Source organism: Paralteromonas sediminis (assembly GCF_003820355.1).
Classification (GTDB): domain Bacteria; phylum Pseudomonadota; class Gammaproteobacteria; order Enterobacterales; family Alteromonadaceae; genus Alteromonas_F; species Alteromonas_F sediminis.
Genome location: NZ_RPOK01000005.1, coordinates 238,699 through 260,184, shown reverse-complemented (window position 1 = coordinate 260,184; position 21,486 = coordinate 238,699). Strand labels below are relative to the sequence as shown.

Below are 21,486 nucleotides of genomic sequence, written 5' to 3'. Positions count from 1 at the left end.
TTATATTGTGTAGCGCTTGAGCTATGTAACCTCAGCGTTCTGCCCTAGGGAACGCTGGGCCGTAATTTCCTCCGTCAATTTTGAAATATCTATTTCAAATACAGAGGCGAGGTACTTTAACGTTTCAATGCTTACCTGATTTCCTGACTCAACACACTGAATAATGTGACATTAGCGTGGTTCTCTCATCAAAACAGAATAATTTCATATGCAGAAGCGCAACTATGAAATCGATTCACCGAAAGATTTATGAGTTTGTTTATATGCAGGTCTCTGTTGGATCCTAGAAATATATGCTTCTACTTTAGGTGATGGGGCAAGCATTCCAAAAGTGACCGCAGAATCTAGAAACCCGCCGAACACGACATCTGCTGCTGTAAACTCATCGCCTAAAGTCCAATCACTTTTGGGGGTCATCGCTTCGATAGTCGCTAAAACTCGTGTTTTATCACCCCACCCAGCTGTTGCTGAATTAGGGTGCTCGATGTTCGAAGCTGCCAAGGTTAATGCTGGCTCAATGGTATTTCCAGTAATGAATAGATATCGGTAATACTCCGCTCTTTGACTGGACTCAACAGCAGGAGCAAGCTTCTTTTCCAAATATTTATCACCAAGATACGCACATATCGCAGCGGCTTCAGTAATAACGCACTCGCCATCAACCAATGTAGGCAATTTGCCCATTGGGTTGATAGTTTTCAGGTCGAGCAATTCGGGCGAATCTTCAGAAAAATTAATATTGATTTGTTCATGTTGTACGTCTAACTCTTTTAACATCCAATCAGTTGTTATTGCTCTGCTCATTGAATTGTAATAGTGCTTCATCATGTAGTGTTCCTTTGTGAAAAATTCATTTGCCAAGATATGGATGATATTAGTTAGGTGCCTTTAAAAAATTTAGACTCTAGCTAATACTTCGAAGTATATTTATAAATATGTCACTTACTGGCACATTAGGTTTTGACGAAGGCAAATTTTAAAAGTCGTATTGAAAGGCGAAGTCGTCTGCTGGGGATGCTTCGTTCTGAACAGCATTGGACAACATCTGGTTTGCGAGAACATTTAAATGTTAGTCAACGAACCTTGATGCGCGAATTAGCAAGCTTGAAAGATGAGGGATACCCTATCGAGTCAGATAGAGGTCGGGGCGGCGGTGTTCGTTTAGCAGGCCGATGGGGTGTTGAGCGACTAATGCTAAACCATAAGGAAGTGATTGAACTATTACTGGCACTCTCAATTGTTGAGTCACTAAATTTGCCCTTCATGACAAATAATTTGGACGCAATCAAGCAGAAGTTGTATCAGGCATTTCCTGAAAATCAGCGCGCTAAAGTAAGCAAAATTCGAAAGCGGATATTTGTAAGCTCACACATTAGACACGCAGCATCTCATGAACCATCAGATGCTCACATAAATATATCACAGGCCATATGTGAATCTTTTCTTGAACGACGTTGTTTGAATATTACTTATATCTCGGAAGACAAGCGATACTCGTCGAGAACGATAGAGTCTCATTATCTTATGCTTGCTTGGCCAGATTGGTACATTGTTGCTTGGGACTACCTTAGAAATGCACCGAGAATCTTCCGAATAGATAGGATAAAAGAAGCTGAGGTGGGGTTAAAGAGCTTTAAACTTCGACCGGAATTAATTGCGAATGATCCTTACGCGCATTACTTCTCATCAATCTAATCTGCTGTAATGTATTAAAGAAATATCTCCTTCTCGCTCACGCCGAAAGTGAGTTTCGATTGGCGCGGGATTCCAACCTTTCGTTGTGGAACAGTGCCATAAGCTGGCGGTCAGAAATATGTGGAATACAGACAGCTCTTGGCTCTTAGCTGCCTGTCAGATGAAGTCCCAACCTTGGTATTGTGATACGTCAAAATCGCTTGGTAATTATACCGTCAGTATCCCTTAATAATCACATTAGTACAGTTTAGCAATGTCTTATTGGCTTAGTTTACCAAAGAAACTGGCGTGTAATTCTTCAACACTTTGGTCTTTCTTCTCAGCATCAGAAATAATTAACTGACCTTCGTTGATGGTGGCGTCAAATCCGTAGCGACGAAAAATGGGCGCTATTTCTATTTTATCTGTGCCTAACACATGGTCTCGGAAAATTTCAGCGTGCGAAGTAATACCCATATCTGCGATTATTTTCTGAAGGTCATCGTTATTGTAATAGGTATCTTCGCCACTATAGTTTATATAAAGGTGGCGCAAAACATCGTCTAAGCTTTTTTCTCCGGTAGTCTTTTCCCGGATGCGAACATCTAGCGCTAATCCAGCAAAAAAACCACCGCCGTATACAAGCCCCCAGTGACCATCTTTATTTACCACTGCTGCGTCAGATGGCGAGATTTCACCTAGCCCACTGTCATTTAAATAGCGCTGATATAGCAGGTGGTTGGTCACCATAAACGCGGCTTCTTTACGAATAATTCCGGTTTGAATAAGACCTTTTAACGTATAATAATTAGTGACTCCTTCTTTAAACCAGTCTGCGTGAGGAGATTCAACTTTTAAGGTTTTACCATTCCACAGGTGGAAAAACTCATGCGCGTATAAGAACCAGTTGATCAATTGTTGACTCGCAGGTGCGTCTGGGTTCATAAGCATGCTGATGTGACTCCCGATAACTTCGCCATCATTTTGTGAATGTTCATTGATGATGACTAACATTTTACCGTCTGAATTGACGTTGGGTATTTGAGGAAGTCCGCCCATTAGGCTTGTGTAATACGCGAGGAGTTGTTGAGCACGGCGTTTGAAAACGTCTGCTTTTTCAATAAGTGCAGTACCAGCAAGCACGAATTCAACGTTTAAGTCAGTAGAATCAAGTGTGAAGCTGTTTACATCACCTACCATTATCATCGACTCACTTAATTCAATATTGTGCTTCACAACAAATGATAATTCTTCTTTAGATTGCCATGGAGTATGGGTCGACCAGGCTTCTGGCGTCTTGATTTTTACGGTCGCCGGCGAATCTAAATCATCACTCATGATAAATAAGGCTCTGCCAGTTGCAAAAATACCTTGCTCTGTCTGAAAGGCTACACCATCAATACCGCCTGGCCATTTAAATTCGTCATGTGAGAGATCAATATTGTAATCAAGTGTTACCCAGTCGGTCGTGAGATCTTGAATCTTCCATTCGCGCGGTGAAATTTTTTCAATGTTTAGCTGCTTTCCATGCTCGTCGTACACATTCAATTCATTGACAAAATCTGCCCATCGGTTTGGCATTGAGCCTGCATCAGTCATCATAAACTTGTCATTTGAAACGGGCAGATAGGCTGTAATGTGTACTTGATTACGTTCAGTATCTTTGAAAGTCACCTCGTATAATGGCGAGTTGGCGCAAGTATCAGAAGAAAAAAAGATACCTGTTATCGCAATAAAGGCAAGCATTAGGGGCGTAGAAATAGTCCTTAGCATCCTAGTCAATTCCTGTGTAAGTGTGTTAACAATTATTTTTGTGCGTTCTGGTTGTGTTTGTCGCTTACACAGCAAAAAAGGTTTAAACGCCTAGACAGAAAATAAAAGTATGTTCGAAAACTATCAAGTTGATGGGGTCGTTTGCGGCGGCAAGTTCCAGTATTGTCCCGAAAAAAGACCGCAATAGTCTGTTGAACCGACTACCAAAGTTAAGATTAAGACTACTCGCTTCTCGTTGTATGTCTGAAGCGGCCGTAAGATATTACTAGAGTCTTCTTCCGAAACTCGCTCATTGCAAAGCCTAAGTTTTTTATTACCGCTTCCGCCCTAAGTACAAAGCTTTTGCTCAACCACAGATTTCGAACCGCTGGATTTATCACAAAACAGACTTCTCCTGCCCTTACGCTTCTTCTTTATAAACACTCGGATTAATAGGGTAATACTGGTTTCGTGTTTTAAACACTATGGCTTGGGCGAAAAGGCTGGCAAACAGATTGATGTAACTATCATTCAGTTCAACCATGTCAGACAACAACAGAATAATCACGAAGACACTGTACGCGGTGAGTGACGAAATCAGATACTTGAGCTTGTCTGAAATTTTGAGCGCCCTTTCTTGTTGTTCGATGAAGTGGTCTTTTTTCTGACCATACACCAACTGCCTTATTAAGCCACCTATACATATCAGCACCACAGTGCTGAGTGTGATCAAGTAAATAACTTTGCGCTCTCCCGGCATGGCAACTAGATATAGATAAGCGGCTAAACCTACGGATAATGCGTACATCACTATACTCACCATCACTCTGCGTATAGAAATATAGTCGGCTAATTGATTGCCTTGTAGCTGAGCCGTACGGATTTTTTTAGGGTAACGCTTTGATAAGATTTGGCTGTTCTGGTTGCACCAGTAGGCAGAATTAAACAATGGTGCAAGTTGAATCAATGCAATCATAAGCATCCAGTCAGCGATGACGTGTTGCGCTTTACCCATAACTTGTAATGCGATAAACGTGATTAATCCTATAGCAAACGCCGAGTAATCAAGCCATTTTCTAACTGTCAGGCGTTGTTGCTCTGTGTGTTCATCCTGTGCATATAAATTTGGAAATACGTTTTGTGGATACTTGGTTAGCAAAACCTGTCGACGTTTGCGCCATGTTCTGGAGATAAAGATTGAGATGAAAAACAGCTGAAATAGAAAGGCCAGGTTGATCAGTATTACAGGGGGTTCATTAAAAAGATTCACCGTGCTTTCTCCCACTATTTCATGGCCGTTGTGAAGGCATTGCGTATTTCGGAATCGGTTAGGCCGAGTTCTCGAAGTTGCGTAATACTGGCTGCAATGACAGTAAGCGCCGTTGCATTTAGGTCTGTTTCGCAATGTTCAAGCGCTTGATCGTGAATGAAGGTGCCACGATACCCTTTACCAATAATAACACTGTCCCTTTCTAATAATTTGTATGCCTTAGACACAGTGTTTGGGTTGATGCCCAGCTGATTTGCTAGTTGTCGAATAGAAGGTAGAGGCATGCCTGGCTTAAGGGATTTGCTTGCCACGCTTTGTTTAATCTGGTCTACCAATTGAGTGAAAATAGGCGTGTCACTCTCAACATCTATTTCAATATTCATCGCATTTTTAGCCTTTTTTACTTTCACGCTTCAGCGGTTTTTTCGCATTGTACAACAAACTTTTTAATTGTACTACTTGACTTAATAGTACAAGCGATCTAGATTGTATTACATGTACTACTAGTACATTAAATCTTGTTAAGAGGGTTACTTACTATGAAATGCATTACGGAAAACAAACAATCAGTTATTTTTAGCCTTGTTTGGGCTGGCGTTATACTGCTCAGTGCTTATTTATCGCAGGGTGAAGACTTTGCTTCTACAGCGTTAATCTTTGCGATTACTGGCTGGTATATTTCTTATCACTACTTCTTTAAGCCTCAAGCTGCGGGCTGTTGCAGAAAGAAATCGTCCGCTGACGGCTCACAAAATGTCAATGATGGGGGCAACTAATATGACACCCATTAAGATGATTATGTCGATAAGCCTGTTGTTGTTCTGCTTTTGCAAACAGGCAGTTGCGAACTCAACACAGAACAGTGATATCGCGGGTAGTTGGAAAGGAGCGTTGTCGGTATCGGGTCAAAGCGTACCGTTACTCTTTCATATAAAGCCTGATTTGACTGCGACTATGGACAGTCCGGCTCAAGGTGCAACGGATATACCGGTTAAATCTGTCACTATTGAAGGGCAAAGCATTACGATTACGATTGCGGTCGCCCAAGCTACATTTACAGGGGTAGTAAATAGCAGTGAGGGCACTATGGAAGGGCATTGGAACCAGGGACCAAACAAGCTGCCTTTGAAGTTGGAGAAAGAGAAAGAAGCGGTTAAGTCTGTCATCAACAGGCCACAGCATCCGACCCCGCCATATGATTATGTAGTGGAAGAGGTCACTTTTGAAAACCACACAGATAACGTTACGCTTGCTGGTACTTTGACTTTGCCTTCTTCTACGGGGGAGTATCCTGCGGTCGTGCTCATTACGGGGTCGGGACCTCAAGACAGAGACCAGACGTTCATGGGGCACAAAACGTTTTTAGTCATTGCAAATTACCTCACGCAGCGCGGAATAGCCGTGCTGCGCTATGATGACAGAGGCTTTGGTCAATCTACCGGTCGCTTTGACATCGCTACCAGCGCCGATTTTGCAAAAGATGCTTCTGCTGCGGTGGACTATCTTTCTTCACATAAAAATATAGCAAAAGATAGCATTGGTTTAATGGGGCACAGCGAAGGTGGGCTTATCGCACCAATCACAGCTAGCAAAAATGCCAATGTGGATTTTATTGTGTTACTTGCCGGTCCAGGTCAAACAGGCAACGATATTTCAGTATGGCAAACAAAATCGTTTCTACAAGCCAATGGCTTAAGCGTGGAGGCAGCAGCGGCTGGCAGTGAAATCACGCGTGCGTTAAATCAAACAGTGATGACTAACACTAATAAAAACGAATTGGCTTCAGAGTTGGCAAGTGCCCATGATAGAACATGGCAGTCTTTTCCTGACAGCATAAAGTCAGAAATCAAAGCTATCGGTGGCGGTAAGCTATCACCAGCCCGAATTCAACAGTTAAGCTCAAATTGGATGAAGTATTTTTTGTTGCACAATCCTCAGGTGTACTTGAAAGAATTGACCATTCCAGTGCTGGCCATTCATGGTGCGAAAGATACACAAATGGACATGGAGATGAATCTCAGCAAAATTCGTGCTGCGCTTCAAGAGCAACCTCACCCTCTTACCAAGGTCGAGGAAATCAGTGGCGTAAACCACCTTTTTCAGCGGGCCAATAGCGGCCTCATGTCTGAGTATTCGCAAATTGAAGAAACCATGTCACCTGAAGTGTTAGATCTAGTGGGCAATTGGGTACTTAAGGCATCGACTTTTCGTCAGTGATACACTCTCAAACGTCTTCCCATGATTAATGGGAAGCCATTTACTGTTAACTATGTCAGGGAATTAGTATGGGCCTTAAACAAATACTGTGTGCAGCGGCGACAATACTTTGTGCAATGCACTCAGGGGCAGTGACACCAGAAAGCGCTGAACGGGTAGTTCAAGAATATGTCGATCACACTTGGTTTTCAGGTAATGTACTGATCGCCCATAAAGATGGAAAGGTATCTGCTCAATCTTATGGTCTGGCCAACATAGCAGACAATATTCCTAACCGCCGCGATACCCGCTTTAATGTGGGTTCAATCGCAAAACACTACACGGCTGTCTTAGTGTTGCAAATGATAGAACAAGGCAAATTCTCTTTTGAAACCACGCTGTCTGAATTTGATTTGGGACTAGATGCTTCGATCGCTGAAAAGATAACGATTGAGCACTTACTAACGCACAAAGCAGGCTTTGGTGATATTTTTATCCCAGCATACATGAACGATCCTCTGAGCTACGATTCTTTAGATAAGAAACTCGGTCTGCTGCGAGGAAAACCCCTACTTTTTGAACCCGGAAGCGACTATCGGTATTCAAATTACGGCTACATAGTATTAGGCGCCTTACTCGAAAAGCTTACAAAAAAGTCCTTTGGCATGTTGCTCAATGAAAGAATATTTGGGCCCACTGGCGCCAAAAGCAGCTCATTACATCGCGAAGAAAACAGTCCTAGTCAATCAGAACGCTACGTCTACGCACTCGACAAGACACTGCAGCCCACGCAATTTAGAGAGGTATCTGGTCCTGACGGAGGAATTGAAGCAACGGTCGACGACGTTTACCATTTTTTTAATGCACTGTTTTTCAGTGATGAACTTCTTAATCGGAAAGGCAGCACATTTACCCGTTATTTTGGCAATAAAAAACATCATGGCTCCTACGGTGGAGGTACCGGCGTTAGCGCTGCCGTTGAAGTGTTACGTGATCAACAAACCATTATTGTAGTACTAGCAAATAGCGACGAATTAGTGGCCGAACGTGTATCAAATCGTTTGATGCAAATGTACCGTCAAGAGTCTGTTGATGCATTCATGCTACCTGCTAAACATTTTGTCTACGACCAATACAAAGCGTTGGGACTGGCGCGCTTTAAACGTGACTTTTCTGAAATCTACAAAGCCAAAGGATACACGGGATTTATGGGCAGACCTTTAAATGAAGCCGGCTTATCCCTGGCCAAAAGTGGTGCAGGGCAGGAAGCACTAGATGTAATCAGCACACTAAGTCATTTTTACCCCAATGCCCCGCAAGCATACGACAGCTTGGCTTATGTGCATTATTTATTGGGAGATAAAAGCGCTGCACAATCCGCATTCAAGAAGGCCAAGGCATTGTCTGAGGGGTTTGACAGTGACTATCACGAGAAAAACTATGGTCTATAGCTGTTAGCTAGTGGGTATGAGTATTGTACCGACCAGTCCGTGTGGCTCATTTAACGCAAAGTCCAGTGATGCCTTATCGCCATAATACAAGGTAAGCCGTTTGCGAATATTCGCTATACCAAGGCCTTTGCTGTTATTGATATTCTGTAATGACGTCAGCAATCCATCGTCAGCGAGTTTAATCAGTAACCCTTGCTCAACCACGCTAGCCGATATGGTTAGTGTGGTGGGGTCAACCTTATTGAAGACTGAATGTTTAATGGCATTCTCGATGAGAGGCTGAATTAAAAAACTCGGTATTAAGCAGGACTCAGCGTCATGACTGACGTGCCACTTGATAATCAAGCGTTTTCCAAAGCGCAATTCTTCTACATCAAGATATTGCTGCATTATTTCAAAATCTTGTTTTACTGAAATTTTATCGTCAGTTGAAATGTCTAGCGTAAAACGTAAGAAAGCAGCCAAACTGGCCAATAGTTCACTTGTCTTTTCGCCATCACCACGCAATGCAAGATTAGACGCTGCGTTCAAAGAATTAAATAAGAAGTGCGGGTTGAGCTGATAGCGCAATAACTGAAATTTGGAACGTTGGCGGTCAGTTTCAATGGCCGCTAACCTTTTCGTTTGCGCTAACATGGTAAAATGCGTTTTGATGCTGAAATAACCCGCCGTCCACACCAGCAAAATAAAAAACGAATTGGAGTAATTAAAAAAGATGGCATAAATGGGCAGCACGCCGGTTTCCCATTCCTTAGCAATGGCAGGAAACAAGGTGTACCACATAAACAGGTTTTTTGAGCCACCCCACAACAACGAAAGCACAAGGGTTAACAAAAAACATATCAGCACAAAACGGTATTTATGAGAGGTATCAAGCCGTTTATATACAGAGCGCATGAACACGGTACACAGGAATCCAGTGAAGCTAAACAGTGTGAAAATCATGATGGTGGTAAAATGAGGTACATCAATTTGGAAATTGAAGAAAATATTGTCCCAGGCAAATATCAGCGCATAGCAAAGCCATCCTAACCCTTGCAGTATCCAATACAATTGTTGGCGGCTTTTATTGGCGAATGCCAAGTAACTTTCCATTTGATTACTCAATATTTAACAACCGAAACAATTCACTTTTATGTGCATTGCTCATGCGCACATCATCACCATTTTTCATTATTACCAGTGAATAACGTCCCAGTTCGCTTCCGATTTTTGTCACATAATCTAAATTGACCATGGACGAGCGGTGAACTCGCACAAATTTGTTGGCTGGAAGCCGTTGCTCGATATCGGAAAAGGTCGACCTGTACAGGTGGACTTTATTTTCAGTGTGCAATTCTACATAATTTGACGCGCCCTTAATCCACATAACATCCTGACAGTCTACTAAGCAGACTTCTCCAATGGACTTAACCGCTAGAAGCGACGAATGTGCCGGCTCACTGTGGTTTGAGTCAGCGAGCTCCGATTCAACTTTTTTAAACAAGCTCAAAAGCTTACTGTTCTTATAGGGCTTGAGTAGATAACCCAAAGCATCAATATCAAACGCATCCACTGCATACTCATCATACGCGGTGGAGAATATCCATTTTGTGCTCAGAAACTGACTAAGCTTCTTCGCCAATGCCATGCCACTACCGGCAATAATACTGATATCCATAAAACATACATCTGGTTCGACAGAAAATAATGTTCGTTCTGCCTCATTGTATTCCTGGCAAGTCGCGACGACTTCCCACCCTGGTCGCTTGTCAATTTCTCGGCGCAATCGGTCAATGGCCATCTCTTCATCTTCGACGATAACACAACGGATCATTCACTGTTTCTCCAGACTGTAGTGGAAACTTTAGTCTACAGAAATATCGTATGATTCGTACGCAGCAACTCGGTAAATGCATAGTTATGCGCCAAACTGCAGGACACTCGGGATGAGCAAAACATATTAAGAGACGAACGAATCGTCAGTTAGCCAAGATAATGTAAACAAAAAGACCCACAACATTAAGAAGTGGGTCTTTTGCTTACGTTTTGAACAAGGCTAATTTCTCCGCTTTCTCACTTAAAACTTATATTTCGCCGAGAAGAACAGGGTTCTGCCAACTTGATCATAGCCTGAACCTGTCATTCGACCACCGCGGTCATTGCCTAGGCCGGATGACACCTGTGCAGGTTGCTCATCGGTAAAGTTTCTCACACCTGCGGTTGTGCTGAAGGTCTCGTTAGGTGTCCATGTCAGAGATATATCAGAGTAGAAGGCAGACTCTGCCACACAATCTCGGTATACCGTTGGGTCACCAATGATATTCAATGCACTAGGCCCTGCATTTTTGGCTAGGCAAGTACTGCGAGACTTGGCTTCATCACGAATAAAGACCGAAGTTTCATCAATAAAGCGACCACTATAAGCCAACGTGAAATCACCCATATTGAGACTGAGTTGTGTGACCAATCGAAGGTCAGGCGTACCAAATGTACCTACGTAGTCGTCTCTACCACCATTGGGCAGTTCATCATCCTTAATAATGGTTTGGCTTCTCTCATCCTGAACTGTGGCTTGCACCGTCCAGACCACATCATAGCCTTCGAAGTTCAAGCCTAAGCGGGTGTTGATATCGTAACCCTTAGACGTTTCTTCACCAATGTTAACGAAAGAAGCATCTACACTGGTAATGAAGCGGGTGGATTCGCCCAGGTTAGGGTTTCTCGGCCCAACATTATTACAGAATGGGCTGGCCAAGCCGGGTAAGTCTTCAAAGCAACGGGTCATGATAAAGGCCGCAGATTGTTGCTGAATGGTGTTTTCAATTTCAATGTCAAAATAGGTCACAGAGAAATCAAAACTGACATCCTCATTGCTAATTGGCGTTGCTTTAAAGGTAAGCGTGGTTTGGTCTGACGTTTCAGGCAGTAGGGTGTCTACGGAGCCACCCACTCTAACAGGGATGTTGGTTGAACCTGTTGTTCCCAAAACAAATGGATTGGCACCGCTCAATTCGCAGTTGTCCAGTATTATCTGACTGCGTGTGTCTATAGTGGGGTCGTACTGAGGCGGTGAACCAGACAAATAAGGTGAAGCGTTACAAGGGTCAATACCACCGCTTTCACCGCCAAACTGGTCGCCTAAATATTGTTCACGTAGGTTGGGCGTTCTAAACGACGTGCCATAGGCAGCACTGAATGAAACCCAGTCTACTGGCGCATAGGTCACGCGCACTCGCTCCGTACTTTCAGACCCAAAGTTAGACTCGTCGGTGTAACGTAAGGCTAAATCAACCGTTAAATCATGAGCACCGTCTACTTCACGGAAAATAGGTAGGCTTAGTTCACCAAATACTTCGTTGATGGTTCTTGAGCCGGCAGTAATTCCCTCTGTGCCTGGATCTTCTGCCACTAACAGGCCGTTAGCGCCAAGGAAGTCCACCTGGGAATCAATCTCATCTCGACGGGCTTCAACACCTAGTACCAAACTTGCTGCACCGCCGTTGTCGAAGGAAAACAACTCACCTGATACGTAACCTGACAATAAAGACTGAGTCACTACCGTTCGGTTCACGCGCTCACCAATTAAGTAATCGGCTGCTGCATCAGTGAGTGCCCCCGTGCTGCCGTTGCTGTTGCCAAACAAACCTGTATTAAAGAAATCTACAACGACACAGTCCTGTGCACTGATGATCCCACCCCAAGGGTTATTAGCAATGATGGGAATGCCACATTTTAGATTGCCGTCAGAATCTAAGCGTAAGGTTTCTAAAGTAAGAATGAAGTTGCGTTCATCAATAAGCGGCTGACTTGCTGCACCGTCGCCTCTGTCGTAACTGAAGTTAACATTAAAGGTCCAAAAGTTATCTCTAGCCCACTCGCCTGGAAGGTCACCTGAAATGCCAGTGTTGAATCGGAAATGATCCAACTCTACATCGCGGGTTTGCTTTTTATTGTCGATGGTATAAATGGGAAGTGCATCTGTACCAAGTGGATTCAAGGGATTCGGCACCATCACGCGGGTACCATCATCGTTGAGCATGATATTGCCTTGCTCATTTTCTTGCGGGATCAGAGCGGGTACGCCTGGATAGATTTGCTCCGTTGACGCTCGGTTGGTCAAATGACGATGGAAGTATGACGTGTCAAATGAAATGGCAATATTGTGATCTTCTCCCCATTCTGGGAAATAGGTACCACTGGACATCAGTGAAAATCTTGTGACTGGCGAGACCAAGTCGCTCGCAAGACGGTCGTTATTGTCGTTGAAGTCAGGGTTTGCTCTGAAACGATCGAGCCCCACTTGTTCACCTAAGAACGGAAAGCGCTCACTCCAAACATCGGGGATGTTCTCCGAGGTGCTAAAGTTAGGCACAGGCTGTCCTGTCAGAGGGTTGGTTAGGTTGGACTGGCCAGGCGTGTAGAAATTCCAGCTACTCCCGTTGGCTGCTGTTGTTGACAGTACGGCATTGTCAGGGAAACCGTTATAACAGTAGTCGTATAACTCACCAGTATCGACGTCTATTTCCCGTCGTCTGATACAGTCAATCCTCGAACCCAGTGAAATACGCTCACGCTCATAGAACTCACCACCGAAGATAAATTTGAAGCGCTCGCCTTCACCACCGGTGACAAACGAAAGCTGTCGCTCTTCTCCGCCTTCATCGGAGGGCGCAGACACGTCGGCACTTATCTGCATGCCATCAAAAGATTGTTTCAGAATAATATTAATTACGCCTGCAACCGCGTCGGCACCATACACGGCTGATGCCGAATCCGAGAGTACTTCAACCCTCTCGACCATTTCTAAAGGAATTAAGCTCATATCAGGTTGCGACGGCGCACCACGAACCCCAGAGGCACCAAGGCGAGTGCCATTAAGCAATATTAGCGTTCTTTCTGCTCCCAGACCGCGCAAACCAACGTTCACTGAGCCTACGCCACCTGCAGGTGGTGCTTCTGTCGCATTGGAGTTACCGGAGTTGGTGTTAATGGTATTGTCAATTTGCGTACCGTTAACAAGTGAAATTCGTTGCAGCATGTCTGCTACATTGGTAATACCCGCACGCTTTGCATCATCTACACTAATGACCTGAATGGGCGAGGGTGAAGCAAATTCATCACGACGTACGCGGCTACCGGTGACGGTGATTTTTTCTGTTTCTAGGCTTTCTTCTCTTTCTGGATCTTGTTCTTGAGCATACAGCGTTGAAGGCATTAATAGTCCGCAGGATGTGGCGACTGCCAAAGCAGCAAGGCTGCGTCTAAATGTGGTTTCTCTCATTTGAAAAACTCCCTGAATGTGTTTTTGTGATTTTCTTAGTCGACAGATAGAACTGCCGATACTGTGACGCTATCAGGGCGCACTACTGCTGCGGGGGTTAAGGGATAATGTATGCAGGGGAAGGGATATAATACACAAGCTCAGGGATATAACTTTCAGTGACGGTTAACTGTGATAAGCGGAAACAGTCGCCTGATGCGTATCAAAGTTCGAGGCGCACCGTTTAATGAAGTTATCAAGTGCTTGCATGTCAGTGGATTGCATACCGGCTTGCAAGGGTTGAGCTTGTGCTTGGGCCGGAAATACGCCATACCCAGCAAAGAGAATCAGCCAAGAAGTCAGAGGAAAATAGTGGCTTGTATCATAGCGCTTCAATGCATCGGCCAGACTATTTTGTGACGCGCCCATCCAGCTTGCTACAATGGCCCTAAATGCATTGCTGATATGAGGGTTAGCGGCATTATCCTTCCAATATTCGGTATCACGTCTGGAATTTAAGCGATAGTGGGCGACAATGTAATCAGTCACACTATCAAAGGCGCTATCAATCAGCCGGTTGTACTCATTTTGATATTGCGTAGTAAATTTGCCCTTTTCAAATTCAGTAATGAAATGACCAATACTGCAATAAACCAGATGCAGTGACATGGCTTCTATGGGCTCCAGAAACCCTTGAGACAGTCCAACTGCTAAACAATTGTGAGTCCAGCCTTTTTGCAAACGCCCTTGTTTCCATTTTACGCTTCGACATTCCACATCTGCATCTAATAGGCCTAAATGCTGTCTGAGCTCAGTTTCTGCGTTATCGAGAGTGCAATAGCGAGAGCTGAATACATAACCGTTTCCGGTTCTGCTAGTTAGTGGAATATCCCATACCCAACCATACTTTAGCGCAGTACACCGTGTTTCTGATGGCAAGTGTTTCATGTCAACGGGGGTAGAAACGACGACCGCGGTGTCATTGAAAAGTACGTCATCCAACGCAATATAAGGTACCTTTAAGGTTTTTTGCATCAACAGAGCGGAAAAACCGGTGCAGTCTACAAAAACGTCCCCTTCAAGGGTGCCGCCGTCTCTAAACTCTATGCTCGCGATATCGCCATTTTCCCTTTGAATGACACGCTCAACATGCTGTTGCACGTACTTAACCTTGCGTTGCATGGCCTTTTTTCTTAGAAATTTGCCCAATAAGCCCGCGTCAAAGTGGTAGCCATGGGGGTGATCAAACGGAAACGCATAGTTTGCTTTAGGGCTTTTGCTATTCTGAGAAAGATAAGCGCCCAGAAAGAACCGATCTGGATGGGTATCGACATCAAAGTGATGACGTCTCAACTGACAATTCGTCTCAAATTGAGGAAAAGTAAATGTGTCCATTTGTGAGGGGAATGGATGGCAGTATGCTTCAAAGCCTGGCATAGAAGACCAGCCCTCAAAGGTAATACCATTTTTATACGTGGCGCTACATTCTGGCATCCACTCTGACTCTGCCACGCCAATTTCCTGAAAAAAGTTTTGCATAGATGGGGTAGAGCCTTCACCCACCCCAACAACAGCAACGTCTGGTGATTCGACTAAGGTGAGATGTATATTTTTATCTTTCCATCTTGCAGCCATTAAATTCGCAGTCATCCAGCCCGCAGTGCCACCGCCAAGAATAACAATGTGCAAGGTATCCTGATGCATTTCTCACCTTTTAACTATGGATTACTCCGCAGGGGCATTACCCTCCGCTTTTATGCTTCAAAGCATTTTAAGTATTCCACCTGCGCAATTAAATGGGGCGAAATGCAGATTCGTCACTGCAAACGTTCAGTTCGTCACAATGGTGAATCGTAGCGTTCGTCTTAAAGAACTTTTACGACATTGGCCTCAATGGAGGCCAATGCTCTCAAGCTAAAACTTGACGCTTATGGGCCCACACGCTGCCAACCAGCATCAATACAACGGCCAATACGGCAGAGAGTGTCAACGCCGTCCCTATGGTTTCAGGATTTTGATTATTATTGGCAACCAGTACATAGCTCCAGGGGTAATAAAACCAATGCTCCTTCGAAGAACTGACTTGCATAATACCCATGGTAGCAATGACGCCCAGCGCTAACGGAGCAACAATATTCGCAAAGCGCCAGCTCACTATGTGTTGTATAAGCAATATGGGAAGAGCTGCCACCGCCGTTTTAAGCATGTTTTGCCAATAGGGGAAATCGAATAAGCCTGCACTCGGCCAGCCTTTAAAGGCAACCAGAAGCCCTGACATGCCCAGTGTGAATACGTATAAGGCCAAGCAAGCCCCCATCAGGTATAGCCAGGCGAGGGTCGCTTTTGCCCAAAAAAGGTTCACTGCACTTAGCGGCAAGGCGTGCATGAATCGCCATCCTGCCACTTTGTGTTCGGTTTGATTGAGCAGGGCGGTCACCAATGCAATATATAAGGGCAGCATAAAATACCCCCAGATAGCAGTGGTACTAAACCAAAAATGTTGCCATGAGAAGCTTTCATCAATCACTTGTTCTTGATTAAAGCTCATCAGGCCGAGTAGGGTAACCACCATTAGAGGGCAGGCGAACATAATCAGCAATGCTAGCGTGCGTTTGGTTTTTAACAATTCAACTTTTAGCAGAGTAAGAAACATATCAGGCTCCTTGTTTATTGGAAGAGAGAAACCACTGTTCTAAGGTGGGTTTGTGATACACAGCCTGAAATAGCTGTACACCCTTTTTAATCAGACACGCAGTAACATCGGGAATTTGCTCAAAAACAGGATTAAGGACGTTCAGGCTTGACGGTGTCTCCTGTACGGTTTGATATCCCGCCACTTTGAGTACTTCAGCGGCCTTTTGACTGGAACACACATCCAGTTTTAGGGTAGATGTCATTTGCTTATAGGCATGCTCTAGTGAGGACTCCAGAACGAGTTTTCCGCCCCTCAAAATCCCTACATGTGATGCCATTTTTTCTACTTCATCAAGCAGGTGGCTCGACACAAAAACACTGGTGTCGGACTGTTCGGGCAACTGCTTAATTAACTCTCTGATTTCCTGCATGCCCTGTGGGTCGAGGCCATTGGTAGGCTCATCAAGGATCAGGAGTTTCGGGTCTCCCATGAGGGCTTGTGCTAACGCCAAACGCTGTTTCATGCCCAGTGAAAACGTACTGATCTTGCGATTGCCTGCTTTTGTCAGGCTCACAAGCTCTAGCACGCGGGCAATTTCCGACTTTGATAGATTTTTGATACTGCGGGTTATGCTTAAATATTCTCTGGCGGTTAAATGGGCATATAGCACGGGAGCATCGATGATCGCGCCTACCTGACGCTTATCCAGCTGCGCAACATCTTTACCTAGTACCTGAATAGACCCGCTGTCAGCCCTGAGCAGGCCTAATAACATGCGAATAGTGGTCGATTTCCCTTCACCATTGTTGCCTAAAAAAGCATAAACACTGCGCTGTGGCACTGAGATATTGAGGCCTTTTAGCACGGGCAACGCAGAAAAGGATTTAGTAGCGTTCTGTACGTGAATAATGGGTGTGTGCATATTAACTCTCTGTATTTCAACGATGCATGCATTTAAAACCAAAAATTTTGTTTGCGCCTCGGTCTACAGACCTACTGCGTTATTTATTTCCTGTGATAGGCTGATTACATTCTGTAATACCGTGTGTTGATGCCTATGAAATTCCACTCACTGCGTTGGAAAATAACTGGCTTGGTCTTGTTGGTGGTGCTTAGCTTCAATTTTTTGATGCAATTTGCGATTTGGCTAATCGAATCGTCTCACCGTGATATTGGCAACAGACCAATTAAAGACTGGTTAGATAACGCGCTAATACACCCAGCAGAGCGGCGGCTGGAGCAAGGCAATTCTGAGTCGATAACCACTTTGCTTAGTCATTACTGTAATCGCCCCACACAGGCGATCACCCATGCGGGTCAGCATTATGCCAGTATTACAATTAACGATTTATACCTGCTGGACGAGCAGGGAAATTATGTGTGGAGTTGCGACCCGTCGCTGCCAAAATTTAATGCCTTTATGCATCTGCCCATTGCGTCCAGAGATGATGTTGCTGACGCCATAGTGGGTCGGTTTAATTCAGGGGTTGAGCAGCTTGAAGGTGACGACTATCTCGTTGTGAAAGGGGTTTATCAACCCAATGGCGCCGTTTATCGCGTGTTAGTGTCGCAGCAAACATGGCAGCGCAACCAGCAATTCAGTAAGCTCTTATACTACCCTGTGGAAATTCTAGACAGGGGCCTTTCTTGGTCTGCTGCAAGCTTGCTGATAGGGTTTTTACCCGCCTTGTGCTTAGCTTTTCTTATCGCCTCTAGGATATCAAAAAAAGTGAGGGAAATTACCCAGGTGATAGGGCAATGGGCGGCAGGTAATTTTTCAGCACGTCTGAAAGTAACAGCGAAAGACGACACGGGTAAGGCGCTGTCGCAGCTCAACCAAATGGCGGAGGATATTCGTCGGCTAGTTGAGCAAAAGCAAGCATTGGCAGAGAAGAGCGAACGTCAGCGTATTGCCGCTGAGTTGCACGACACCGTGAAGCAGCTACTTTATGCCAATAATCTGCAACTGGCTGGCGCTAGTGCGTCGTTAGGGCAAGACAATGACAAGGCGGCGCTCATCCTCAGCGAAGCCATAAAAACCAATAAAAAGGCGTTTAATAATATAAACCTGCTGATTGAGGCGTTAAAGCCCATTGATTGGGACCACACAACCTTGTCGACTGCACTTAAACAAGAGCTGGCGCGTTGGCGAAGTGACAAACCAATTGAGCTTGATGTAAAGATTGAGGATGACATTGCCCTGTCGCCCGACCAGAGTTATGTGTTCTACCGCTGTGTGCATGAAGCGCTGCAAAATGTAGTGAAGCACAGTCAGGCCAAGCAGGTTGATGTGGCACTTAACAAGCAAGATGGACAGATTATTTGTACTATCAGCGATGACGGTATTGGCCTGTCGGAGGGGAAGGGTGAAGGACAAGGCCTTGTGCTTATGCGCTCCAGGCTTGAAGCGATAAAAGGTACCTTGTCGATAACCTCTGGCCAGGGTTGCACAGTCACTATTACACTGGAGGCTCAATCATGATCACTGTGATGTCGGTAGACGACCACAGCTTAGTCAGGCAAGGTGTAGTCACGTTTTTATCTGCCCAGCCAGATATTCAGGTAGTGGCTGACTGCGCAGACCCCGTCGAGGCTATTGAAACAGTAAAAAACCTTGTTCCCGACGTAGTGCTAATGGATTTAAAACTCAATGCTGATATCGATGGTGTAGAAGCAACAAGGTGTATAAAAGAAGTAAGCCCTAACACACAGGTTTTGGTGGTCACATCCTATCATCAAGATGAATACATCTTTCCTGCTATTCAGGCGGGGGCTTTGTCGTATCTCCTCAAAGACATTGAACCAGACGCCTTGGCTGATGCTATTCGCAAAGCATCGAGAGGACAGGCAGTCATGTCGCCAAAAGTGGCAGAGCGCATATTGGCAGAAATGAAAGGTGCTGCCTTAGACTCGCCGCTTGCAAGAGTACAACTAAGCGACCGTGAACGTGAAGTGTTGAAGCTAATTGCCACGGGTCTGAGTAATGCTGAGATCAGCGAGAATCTTAATATCGCCATAAAGACTGTGCGTTGCCATGTAAGTAATATTCTCAGTAAACTGCATTTGCGTGACCGCACTCAGGCCGCTGTTATCGCCTGGCAACAAGGGATGATGGAGTAGGCCTTAGTTGCACTCAATTACCACGCTGTAGGTTGTGGTATGAAACCTTTATTGTGTACATACTTCCACACGGAAGCGGCAGGTTTACTGAAATCAGGTAAGGTCTCATAGGCTACAGAGAGACTATAGGTATTTTCAATTATGCTATGGCGAAACATCCAAGCATGAGGGTCAAGCGCCGTGCGAGGTTCAGGAATAAAGCTATAGTCTTGCAAGTTCTTAAAATAAAATGCGTTAAAAGGAATTGCCATTCCTCGCCCTTCCGCTTTGACCAGTGCCTCTTTTAATGTCCAAAGTTGATAGAAACTATTGGCATTGTCGCCATTCACCCAGGCACGTTCCGTTTGGTGAAAGTAGTGTTCTGCAATACGTTCATATCTGCGTGTCTTGTCAATGTACTCTAGGTCAATGCCAATCTTCCTGTCGTACGACAACCCTATTGCGATGCGTCCTTGGCTATGCGAAACATTAAAGTGAAGCTGGCTTTTAGGCTCTACTATATAGGGCTTTCCCCCAGCCTCAATGCCAAGTCGAATAGCATTGATTTCTTCCAGATGGAGCGCTTCAGCGATAAGCCGTTTAAGGGCAACTCGGCTGATCACATAGGTTTGTTTACTGCGTTCAGATTTGCGACTTTCTGCTTGGGCTAAATCACTGGCAGACAAAGCTGTTTGATAACTGTGAAGCCCACCTGTTTGCAGCGCACTTTGCTCATCAATTAAAAAGATATGCAGCCACGATGCATCGGGCGGAAAAGCAGGCGCAGCGTTGTGCTTGAATAGAGGACTATAAAAGATAACTGCGGTATCCTGTTTTATGACATGAAGTTGAGTAGATAGTAAACTTTAGTGCGCATATGAGGCAATGTTCGTGAATAGACGATACTACTTGGTGTGTTGAATCAAAAAAACCTATCTATTACACTGCTCGGTTGATTTTTATAACGATTCGATAAAGTAACGCTATCATGGGAATAGATATTATTGACTACGAGTCGTGCTCTGCTGCTGGGGTAAATTTAGCGCAATTGCGTTCATCTCTGGCACAGCACAAAAGTGGTCTCGTTAAGAATTGTCTGACTGGCTCAGACATTGATACATGGATTGGTAAAGTCGCTGACGTTGACGCCATAAACGATCTTAAAGAATGGCAAAGCAGAAATAATGCGCTTGCTGCTTTAGGCTTGGAGCAAGGCAGCATACTGAACAACGTTAGTGCATTGATTAAAAAATACGGTGCTGCCCGTGTTGGTATTGTGATGGGGTCAAGTACCTCGAGTATCGACAGAACAGAAACAGCATATCAGGCGCTTGATGAAGCAGGGGGGCTGACCACCGCTTTTAAGCAGCCACTTGTGCATAACCCTCACGCTCCAAGCTTATTTGTTGCACATTATACAGGTGTGAAAGGGCCTTCACTGACTATCAATACCGCGTGCTCCTCGTCGGCAAAAGTATTTGTTACCGCTGCCCGATGGTTGAACCTAGGAGTGGTTGATGCGGTATTGGTGGGAGGCGTTGATACCTTGTGTTTGAGCGTGTTACACGGCTTTAACTCTCTGCAATTGCTTTCTGCGAACCCCTGCATGCCATTTGATCACAATCGGGACGGTATAAACCTTGGCGAAGCGTCAGGCTTTGCGATCTTGCAGCGCTCAGGTGACAATGCCAATCGCACAGGCATTCAACTTACCGGTTATGGTGAAAGTTCAGATGCCTACCATATGTCCCATCCCCATCCGGAGGGCTTGGGTGCTAAGTTGTCAATGACACAGGCACTTGAACGGGCGGCCTTGAAAGCATCAGACATCGATTACATTAATCTTCATGGCACATCAAGCAGGGCCAACGACTTGATCGAAGGCGGGCTGGTGTCTGAACTGTTTCCCAAAACAACCCAATGCTCTTCTACAAAAGCATGGATGGGGCATACTTTGGGGGCGGCAGGGATCACCGAGGCAATTATCTGTATGGATGTATTGCTGACTAGCCTTATGCCTGGCTCGATGAATCTCGCGCAACTTGATGACGCCATAGACTTTTCTATTCAGGCTGAAAACCTGACCAAGAACTGTACGCATGTTATGACCAACTCATTTGGTTTTGGCGGTAACAATTGCACCTTATTGTTTAGCAAGGAGCGTTAA

18 protein-coding genes are annotated in these 21,486 nt (G+C 44.8%); 7 read left to right on the top strand and 11 right to left on the bottom strand.

Features of this window, described 5'->3' with window-relative positions:
* Positions 1–222: 222 nt before the first annotated feature.
* Positions 223–828 (bottom strand): glutathione S-transferase family protein, encoded by a 606-nt coding sequence (locus tag DRW07_RS16145; RefSeq protein ID WP_205665413.1) that lies wholly within the window; start codon positions 826–828, stop codon positions 223–225.
* A gap of 132 nt (positions 829–960) precedes the next feature.
* Here DRW07_RS16145 and DRW07_RS16140 point away from each other — a divergent pair, with 132 nt between their 5' ends.
* Positions 961–1,695 (top strand): helix-turn-helix transcriptional regulator, encoded by a 735-nt coding sequence (locus DRW07_RS16140; RefSeq protein ID WP_124028982.1) that lies wholly within the window; start codon positions 961–963, stop codon positions 1,693–1,695.
* 258 nt (positions 1,696–1,953) lie between these two features.
* On the opposite strand, the gene DRW07_RS16135 is transcribed toward DRW07_RS16140, so the two are convergent.
* From DRW07_RS16135 to DRW07_RS16125, 3 genes are all read right to left on the bottom strand, one after another.
* Entirely contained in the window at positions 1,954–3,447 is a 1,494-nt protein-coding gene (locus tag DRW07_RS16135; protein WP_124028981.1) for a M61 family metallopeptidase, read from the bottom strand.
* Between the two features lie 400 nt (positions 3,448–3,847).
* A complete protein-coding gene (locus DRW07_RS16130; RefSeq protein WP_124028980.1) occupies positions 3,848–4,696 on the bottom strand; it encodes a hypothetical protein in 849 nt (282 codons plus the stop codon).
* A 14-nt stretch (positions 4,697–4,710) separates the two neighbouring features.
* Positions 4,711–5,106, bottom strand: coding sequence for a GntR family transcriptional regulator (locus DRW07_RS16125; RefSeq protein ID WP_240630683.1), 396 nt, complete (start codon positions 5,104–5,106; stop codon positions 4,711–4,713).
* Positions 5,107–5,235: 129 nt separating this feature from the next.
* On the opposite strand from DRW07_RS16125, the gene DRW07_RS16120 reads away from it, so the two are divergent.
* From DRW07_RS16120 to DRW07_RS16110, 3 genes are all read left to right on the top strand, one after another.
* Entirely contained in the window at positions 5,236–5,472 is a 237-nt protein-coding gene (locus tag DRW07_RS16120; protein WP_124028979.1) for a hypothetical protein, read from the top strand.
* Position 5,473: 1 nt separating this feature from the next.
* Entirely contained in the window at positions 5,474–6,913 is a 1,440-nt protein-coding gene (locus DRW07_RS16115; protein WP_165870531.1) for an alpha/beta hydrolase family protein, read from the top strand.
* Between the two features lie 68 nt (positions 6,914–6,981).
* The gene (locus DRW07_RS16110; RefSeq protein WP_124028977.1) at positions 6,982–8,343 is read left to right on the top strand and encodes a serine hydrolase domain-containing protein; all 1,362 of its coding nucleotides are present in this window, start codon (positions 6,982–6,984) and stop codon (positions 8,341–8,343) included.
* 3 nt (positions 8,344–8,346) lie between these two features.
* On the opposite strand, the gene DRW07_RS16105 is transcribed toward DRW07_RS16110, so the two are convergent.
* The 6 genes from DRW07_RS16105 to DRW07_RS16080 form a co-directional block, all read right to left on the bottom strand.
* Positions 8,347–9,438, bottom strand: coding sequence for a sensor histidine kinase (locus tag DRW07_RS16105; RefSeq protein ID WP_124028976.1), 1,092 nt, complete (start codon positions 9,436–9,438; stop codon positions 8,347–8,349).
* 4 nt (positions 9,439–9,442) lie between these two features.
* Positions 9,443–10,159: a LytR/AlgR family response regulator transcription factor gene (locus DRW07_RS16100; protein WP_124028975.1), complete on the bottom strand. Its 717-nt coding sequence runs from the start codon at positions 10,157–10,159 to the stop codon at positions 9,443–9,445.
* 243 nt (positions 10,160–10,402) lie between these two features.
* A complete protein-coding gene (locus tag DRW07_RS16095; protein WP_124028974.1) occupies positions 10,403–13,606 on the bottom strand; it encodes a TonB-dependent receptor domain-containing protein in 3,204 nt (1,067 codons plus the stop codon).
* A 165-nt stretch (positions 13,607–13,771) separates the two neighbouring features.
* Positions 13,772–15,289, bottom strand: coding sequence for a tryptophan halogenase family protein (locus DRW07_RS16090; protein ID WP_124028973.1), 1,518 nt, complete (start codon positions 15,287–15,289; stop codon positions 13,772–13,774).
* A 205-nt stretch (positions 15,290–15,494) separates the two neighbouring features.
* Complete coding sequence (locus DRW07_RS16085; RefSeq protein WP_124028972.1) at positions 15,495–16,238, bottom strand: ABC transporter permease; 744 nt, start codon at positions 16,236–16,238, stop codon at positions 15,495–15,497.
* Between the two features lies 1 nt (position 16,239).
* The gene (locus DRW07_RS16080; protein WP_124028971.1) at positions 16,240–17,142 is read right to left on the bottom strand and encodes an ABC transporter ATP-binding protein; all 903 of its coding nucleotides are present in this window, start codon (positions 17,140–17,142) and stop codon (positions 16,240–16,242) included.
* Positions 17,143–17,277: 135 nt separating this feature from the next.
* Between DRW07_RS16080 and DRW07_RS16075 the strand changes: the two genes are divergently transcribed.
* Both DRW07_RS16075 and DRW07_RS16070 read left to right on the top strand, forming a co-directional pair.
* A complete protein-coding gene (locus tag DRW07_RS16075; RefSeq protein ID WP_165870530.1) occupies positions 17,278–18,702 on the top strand; it encodes a sensor histidine kinase in 1,425 nt (474 codons plus the stop codon).
* Positions 18,699–19,340, top strand: a complete 642-nt coding sequence (locus tag DRW07_RS16070) for a response regulator (RefSeq protein ID WP_124028969.1) — start codon at positions 18,699–18,701, stop codon at positions 19,338–19,340. The genes DRW07_RS16075 and DRW07_RS16070 overlap by 4 nt, the downstream gene beginning before the upstream one ends.
* A gap of 17 nt (positions 19,341–19,357) precedes the next feature.
* Here the strand turns inward: DRW07_RS16070 and DRW07_RS16065 are convergent, their stop codons facing one another.
* Positions 19,358–20,005 (bottom strand): 4'-phosphopantetheinyl transferase family protein, encoded by a 648-nt coding sequence (locus DRW07_RS16065; protein ID WP_165870529.1) that lies wholly within the window; start codon positions 20,003–20,005, stop codon positions 19,358–19,360.
* 302 nt (positions 20,006–20,307) lie between these two features.
* Here DRW07_RS16065 and DRW07_RS16060 point away from each other — a divergent pair, with 302 nt between their 5' ends.
* Positions 20,308–21,486, top strand: a complete 1,179-nt coding sequence (locus tag DRW07_RS16060) for a beta-ketoacyl-ACP synthase (RefSeq protein WP_124028967.1) — start codon at positions 20,308–20,310, stop codon at positions 21,484–21,486.

Bases quoted from the DNA above. Each gene is read 5' to 3' on its own strand.
- DRW07_RS16145 (WP_205665413.1), bottom strand. From the start codon at position 828: ATGATGAAGCACTATTACAATTCAATGAGCAGAGCAATAACAACTGAT.
- DRW07_RS16135 (WP_124028981.1), bottom strand. From the start codon at position 3,447: ATGCTAAGGACTATTTCTACGCCCCTAATGCTTGCCTTTATTGCGATA.
- DRW07_RS16120 (WP_124028979.1), top strand. From the start codon at position 5,236: ATGAAATGCATTACGGAAAACAAACAATCAGTTATTTTTAGCCTTGTT.
- DRW07_RS16115 (WP_165870531.1), top strand. From the start codon at position 5,474: ATGACACCCATTAAGATGATTATGTCGATAAGCCTGTTGTTGTTCTGC.
- DRW07_RS16110 (WP_124028977.1), top strand. From the start codon at position 6,982: ATGGGCCTTAAACAAATACTGTGTGCAGCGGCGACAATACTTTGTGCA.
- DRW07_RS16105 (WP_124028976.1), bottom strand. From the start codon at position 9,438: ATGGAAAGTTACTTGGCATTCGCCAATAAAAGCCGCCAACAATTGTAT.
- DRW07_RS16100 (WP_124028975.1), bottom strand. From the start codon at position 10,159: ATGATCCGTTGTGTTATCGTCGAAGATGAAGAGATGGCCATTGACCGA.
- DRW07_RS16095 (WP_124028974.1), bottom strand. From the start codon at position 13,606: ATGAGAGAAACCACATTTAGACGCAGCCTTGCTGCTTTGGCAGTCGCC.
- DRW07_RS16090 (WP_124028973.1), bottom strand. From the start codon at position 15,289: ATGCATCAGGATACCTTGCACATTGTTATTCTTGGCGGTGGCACTGCG.
- DRW07_RS16085 (WP_124028972.1), bottom strand. From the start codon at position 16,238: ATGTTTCTTACTCTGCTAAAAGTTGAATTGTTAAAAACCAAACGCACG.
- DRW07_RS16080 (WP_124028971.1), bottom strand. From the start codon at position 17,142: ATGCACACACCCATTATTCACGTACAGAACGCTACTAAATCCTTTTCT.
- DRW07_RS16075 (WP_165870530.1), top strand. From the start codon at position 17,278: ATGAAATTCCACTCACTGCGTTGGAAAATAACTGGCTTGGTCTTGTTG.
- DRW07_RS16070 (WP_124028969.1), top strand. From the start codon at position 18,699: ATGATCACTGTGATGTCGGTAGACGACCACAGCTTAGTCAGGCAAGGT.
- DRW07_RS16060 (WP_124028967.1), top strand. From the start codon at position 20,308: ATGGGAATAGATATTATTGACTACGAGTCGTGCTCTGCTGCTGGGGTA.